Consider the following 5,953-nt stretch of genomic DNA (forward strand, 5'->3'; position numbering starts at 1 on the left):
GAAGAAACAAAGGTGTGGGAATGTACATCAGAAGATTGTAAAGGCTGGATCCGCGATAACTTTACAAGTAATGATGAGCACGTTTGTCCACTATGTGGCAGCGAAATGAAACCCGGCACTAGAATGCTTCAAGCAATCAACAATCCAAGAAACTATTAAGTCTTTATAAAAAAAGCTGAAGGGGGATTCCCCTTCAGCTTTTTTTATCTATTTGCTTTTTTAAGTAGATGTAGCAAATAGCCAGTAAAAATAAAGATAAGGAAGATTAGTGAATATCCTTTTTCTTGAACCGGCCCCCACGAACTTCAGCAATATCTCCGACTGCAAGGAAGGCAGATGGATCAAAGCTTTTGACTATATCTTTAAGTTTTGCTTCCTCAAGGCGATTTATTACACAAAAGATAACCTTTTTATCGTCTCCTGAATAAGCACCTTCGCCAGCTAAAAAGGTCACACCTCGACCAAGCCGACTCATAATTGCATCACCGATATCTCCAAACTCATCGCTGATAATCCAAACAAATTTAGATTCATCCAAACCAGCGATAACAATATCCATCGTTTTATAAGCTACGAAATACGCTATAATCGAATACATGGCACGGTCCCATGAAAAAACAAAGCCAGCACTGCCAAGGATGAATAAATTAAAGAACATGACAATCTCTCCAACAGAAAAAGGAAGCTTCTTGCTAGCTAGAATAGCTAGAATTTCTGTTCCATCTAGAGAACCGCCATATCGAATAACCATTCCAACACCAATTCCAAGAATCATTCCGCCAAAAGCGGATGCAAGGAGGATATCTTGAGTGAAAGCTGGTACGTGGTGAAGCAATGTAGTGGTTATGGAAAGGACTAAAATCCCATATAGAGTAGATAATGCGAAGGTTTTTCCAATTTGTTTATAACCGATAAAAAAGAAAGGGAGATTCAAAACAAAAAGAAAGATACCGAGCTTCCAGCCCGTGATATAAGATAACATAATAGATATACCTGTTATACCACCGTCTATTACATTATTTGGTACTAAAAAAATCTCGAGGCCGACAGCCATTAAAACAGCACCGATTGTAATTAAAAGACCTCTTTGTAATATTTGCCTTAGTGTTAATTTTTTATGCTGGGTCTTCTTTTGCATAATTTCTGTTGTATTTGTGTTTGCCAAGTCTGACATAATCATGCCCCCCACTCCTTCTCTCTATAAATGTACTATTTAATTATAAACCTATAGGTATAATTAAATAAAGAAATTAACATTCTTAATTAATATACTTTTTAAATAATAACCAGTGTAAATATGTAGTTAATTGTTTCATGCAATGAAAAAGCCCTATATGAATGCTTGTCACTTCACAATCACTTTCTATTTTACTCTATACAGAAGAATAGTATTTCTCATTTTACTGCATTTATTAAAAAAACTTCTTGTTTTCTTTAGAAAAATGAAGAGCGAGGAAGATAATATGTGTAAATAGATAGGTATTAAGAAATAAAAGCCTTTAAGGTACAACAAACTTCCATTACAATATAGGAGAATAGAATGACAGAGGTGAAAATGTAAACCATGGAACAATCAATTGTATCATCTAATCCTATCCTTTTTATGATTGCCGTACTTTTGATATTTATGGCGTGTTATACGGCGTTAGATTTACTGACAACATTAATTACAATAGTAAAATACAAACGTCTTTTGTATATAGGTAGCATTTGCTCTATGGGAGTAGCTATCTGGACGTTAAATTTTGTGGTCATATTTACTTTTGAGCATACGGGAAAGGCAGCGTACAATTTTGCTTCGATAATGCTTTCATTAGCAATAGGCGTAGTTCTCGCAGGGGTAGGATTATTAGCTATTTCTTATAAACAACAGTTACTACAAATGATTTTTTGCAGTTTTATGTTTACGATGGCGATTTTGTCGAATTATATAATGGGCATGTTTGCTTTAAACAACGCTGTGCAATTTAACCCTTTGTTACTTGTTATTACGCTACTCATTATTTTTAGCTTATTTTTAATCTCGCTGCTAGTCTTATTTTATATAAATAAAGTAAGTCAATCTTCCCTTAAGCCAGTCAGTACTCTAATTATGAGTGTGGCAATCATCGAAGGGTATTTTCTTTTTTTGAGAGTGTTTCCGGTTACTGGAGAAAAGGAGAAAAATGAATTTGTTCAACTTAGCCCGTTTATTTTATATTTAGTCTGTTTTGTTTCATTATTTATCCTTGCCAGTTTAATTGCTTCTAGCACGATTGTTGGAAGGCGTTTGGCAAAGAGTGATAGCACAGTGAGTGGTATCCGTTATGCTTTGGATCAATCTTCTATTGTAGCTATAACTGATGCAGAAGGAATCATTACATATGTTAACGAAAAATTTATAGAAATCTCACAATATGAAGAACATGAACTGATTGGAAAAAGTCATTCTATCATTAATTCTGGTTATCATCCTCAAGAGTTTTTCGCTGACCTTTGGTGCACAATCAAAAAAGGAAAAACGTGGAATGGGGAAATTTGTAATCGGGCAAAAGATGGCGAGATTTATTGGGTGGATACTACAATCGTACCATTTATGAAAAAGGGAAAACCATATCAATATATTTCTATTCGTTCGGATATTTCCCGTCGAAAAAGAGCGGAAAGCGACCTAAGGGTCTCAATTAAGGAATTAGAGGATATGTATTATGCTATTAACCAATCATCCATAGTAGCGATTACCGATGATAAAGGGGTCATTGTCGATGTAAACGATAAATTCTCAGAGGTTTCCGGATACAAGAGAAGTGAGTTAATTGGTCACACTCACCAATTGGTTAATTCTGGATATCACTCAAAGGAATTCTTCGATGATATGTGGAAGACCATCTATAATCGGAAAGTATGGAATGGCGAAATTAGAAATAGAGCGAAAGATGGCAGTTATTATTGGGTCGATACAACAATCGTTCCATTTTATACTGTGGAAGGAAAACCATTTCAGTTTTTGGCTCTTCGGTATGATATAACGGAGCGTAAACGAACTGAAGAGATGCTTCATCGACAGGATAAACTGGCTGCAGTCGGCCAGCTTGCTGCTGGTGTTGCACATGAAATTCGGAATCCACTTACCTCGATGAAAGGGTTTACTGAATACTTACAATTAGATGAAAAAGATGAAGATAGACTTGGGTACTTAGGAATTATTATGGATGAGATCAACCGTGTAAATGAGATAGTTGAAGAATTCTTAGAACTGGCCAAACCACAGTCCCTGATTTTGGAAACGAAGAATATAGTACCGATTATTCAAAATGTTTTATCACTAACAGAGTTTAATGCATGGAAGAAGAATGTTATTCTTTCCTTTGATTGTTATCACGAGGAAATTCTAATTAGATGTGATGAGAATCGTTTAAAACAAGTCATATTGAACTTTGTTATAAATGGGATAGAAGCAATGCCTGACGGGGGAGAAATAAAAGTCGTTACAGAAATTAAAGAAGAGAAAGTACATATCTCCATAATCGACACGGGAGTTGGTATGCCTCCCGATCAGCTCAGGAGGATTGGAGAACCATTTTTCACGACGAAAAAATCCGGTAATGGGTTAGGACTTATGATTAGCTTTAAAATCATTGAAAGCCACCTAGGGCGAGTATTTGTAGAAAGCGAAGTTAACAAAGGTACTGTTTTTAATATTGTGCTTCCTATGGAAATGGTAAAGGATTTTTCCAATGATGGAATTGAAGAAAAAGCGGGGCTTGTATAATATGTATTTAATGCATGTATATGATATTTTTGAAGAAGATGACCGCATGGGGGATACTGGATTTGGAAAAACAAAAGCAGGCTAATATTTTAAGTTTGAAGATTTTTTATCTTTTTTCGTTTTTTGCTGTGGGAAGTTTAACACCGCTCTTAAGTGTTTATTTAGCCAATGAGGCGGGGTTAAATGGAATTGAAATAGGAACTATTATGTCTGTCGGGCCGATAGTAATGATCGTTTTTCAGCCAATTTGGGGTATTGTCTGTGATTGGAGCGGAAAACCTGCTAAAATTCTTGCAATGACATCGTTGCTCGCTGGTTTATTTGGCTTAGGATACTTGCTCTTCGAACCCTATTTACTTTTAGTATCTGTCGCAGTTGTATTGGCAATCTTTCAAAGTGCCATTATACCGGTTTCAGATAGTATTACCCTTCAATATACAACAAGAATCAAATCGAATTATGGAAAAATACGTTTATTCGGTTCGCTTGGTTTTGGTGTGGCTGTTTTTGTAATGGGAAAGTTATCGGAATCATTTATTGGTCCTTCTGTTATATTTTACGCCTTTTTTATCGGTCTATTAATCGCGGCTCTTCTAGCTTTACGCTTGCCTGAAGAGCCTCCTCAAGTAAAGGCAAAACTTTTCAGTGGGATGAAAGAACTGGTAACAATGAAACGTTTCCTAATCTTTCTTGCTGTAACATTTCTAATCTTCGGCCCTAACCTTGCCAATAATGTCTATTATGGCCTATTTGTTGAGGCAAGGGGCGGAACATATACAGGAATTGGTATTGCGTTCTTGCTAGCTGTATTGTCGGAAATACCATTTATGAGGATGGCCGGCAGCTGGATAAATAAATTAGGCCTGCTTCCAATCACCTTATTGGCTGGAATTGCTTCGTTGGTTCGTTGGTTGTTTTATTTTACGGAACCAAGTTTGGCAATAGTTTATGTGACTTCCATGATCCAAGGTTTTTCACTGGGCTTATTCATTCCTGCAGCTTTACAATATATTAGAGAAGTCGTCCCACCTCATATAACAGTTACTGCAGTAACGCTTTATTCTGCAATAGGTAATGGGTTAGGTAACTGGTTCAGTACCTTTAGCGGCGGAATAATCTTGGATAAATCAGGGATTTATATGGTGTACTTATTTTACAGTTTGCTCACACTTATGGGGATGCTTCTAACAGTGTGGCTCATGAGGCTTGAGAAAGTACCTGGAAGAATGAAAACTAGTTTTTGGAAATAATTTTGTTCAGCATGAAGGTGTATTTTATATTATTTTTTTTTATTAAATAGATCTATTCGTTATAGCGAATAGGTCTATTTTCAGTGGAAATATTTTATTGCAAAAAAGTTTAGTATTTTACTGAAAATCCAATAGAGATAATTAATGTGTAATTGTGTATTTGATTCAGCGTCTGCTGTAGCTAAGAAAAATAAAAAAAGTATTAAAAAGATAAAGAAATTAGTTCTTATTGTTAAATTTATTTTTAAAGAAAAAGTAAATCTGGGGACAAAAGTAGTTAGGTGCTGAGTTGGCCACTGCTCATTTTCCACCCCTTGCTGCAGTTCCTATAGTGCTAACTTCATTGCCTGGCACAATATTTTGGGACACTTGCTTACAATGTATTTGTCAAAAAGAGCAGAATTACGGTGTGGTGATTTCCTCTGATTTTGTAATGAGACCTATTCAGTTTTTTTATTTTTGGAAATAATGTGTTTTAATGGAAGGAAGAGAATGTATGGAAGGATGAGTGTTATTGAGCAAAACCAAAGTGCTCGCTGTTACTGTTGTATCAGTAGTTATCGGACTGTTTTTTTTATTTTGTCTTGGATGGGCGATAATTGATTATTATGGAAAAAAGGCTTCTGATATAGGTTTAAATGAAACAAACCCCATTGAAAAAAACCTCCCGGAAGACTTTACAGTAGTTGCATTAGGGGATTCGTTGACGCGCGGAACTGGTGATGAAACAGGGAAGGGCTATGTCGGCCTTGTCGTGGAAGATTTGGAAAGTAAATATAATAGCAAACCGCTTATTCATAATCTTGGGATTAATGGACAAGTGTCTCAAGAATTGGTGCAGCAGGTGAAACAAACGGAAGTGAAACGCCAATTGCATACAGCTGATGTTATTTTAATTACTATTGGCGGGAACGATTTATTTCAACAAGGCCAAACCCTGTTTGATTATGAC

Annotated in this window: 5 protein-coding genes; 4 read left to right on the forward strand and 1 reads right to left on the reverse strand. The window is 35.9% G+C overall.

Going from position 1 to position 5,953, the window contains the following annotated elements; all coding sequences use genetic code 11:
- Positions 1-12: 12 nt before the first annotated feature.
- Positions 13-159, forward strand: a complete 147-nt coding sequence (locus AC1DUW_RS19345; protein WP_477643229.1) for a cold-inducible protein YdjO-related protein — start codon at positions 13-15, stop codon at positions 157-159.
- 106 nt (positions 160-265) lie between these two features.
- Here the strand turns inward: AC1DUW_RS19345 and AC1DUW_RS19350 are convergent, their stop codons facing one another.
- Positions 266-1,174: a YitT family protein gene (locus AC1DUW_RS19350; protein ID WP_053346480.1), complete on the reverse strand. Its 909-nt coding sequence runs from the start codon at positions 1,172-1,174 to the stop codon at positions 266-268.
- Positions 1,175-1,564: 390 nt separating this feature from the next.
- Here AC1DUW_RS19350 and AC1DUW_RS19355 point away from each other — a divergent pair, with 390 nt between their 5' ends.
- The 3 genes from AC1DUW_RS19355 to AC1DUW_RS19365 form a co-directional block, all read left to right on the forward strand.
- Entirely contained in the window at positions 1,565-3,751 is a 2,187-nt protein-coding gene (locus tag AC1DUW_RS19355) for a PAS domain S-box protein (protein WP_477643227.1), read from the forward strand.
- Between the two features lie 62 nt (positions 3,752-3,813).
- Positions 3,814-5,001 carry an MFS transporter gene (locus tag AC1DUW_RS19360; protein WP_377373991.1) on the forward strand — a complete coding sequence of 396 codons (1,188 nt, stop codon included), beginning with the start codon at positions 3,814-3,816 and terminating at the stop codon, positions 4,999-5,001.
- Positions 5,002-5,515: 514 nt separating this feature from the next.
- On the forward strand, positions 5,516-5,953 hold a 438-nt coding region (locus tag AC1DUW_RS19365; RefSeq protein ID WP_477643228.1), incomplete at its 3' end, for a GDSL-type esterase/lipase family protein.

Source organism: Peribacillus sp. P4_C12, from assembly GCF_056402095.1.

Coding starts and splice junctions, on each gene's coding strand:
- AC1DUW_RS19350 (WP_053346480.1), bottom strand. CDS start 1,174: ATGTCAGACTTGGCAAACACAAATACAACAGAAATTATGCAAAAGAAG.
- AC1DUW_RS19355 (WP_477643227.1), top strand. CDS start 1,565: ATGGAACAATCAATTGTATCATCTAATCCTATCCTTTTTATGATTGCC.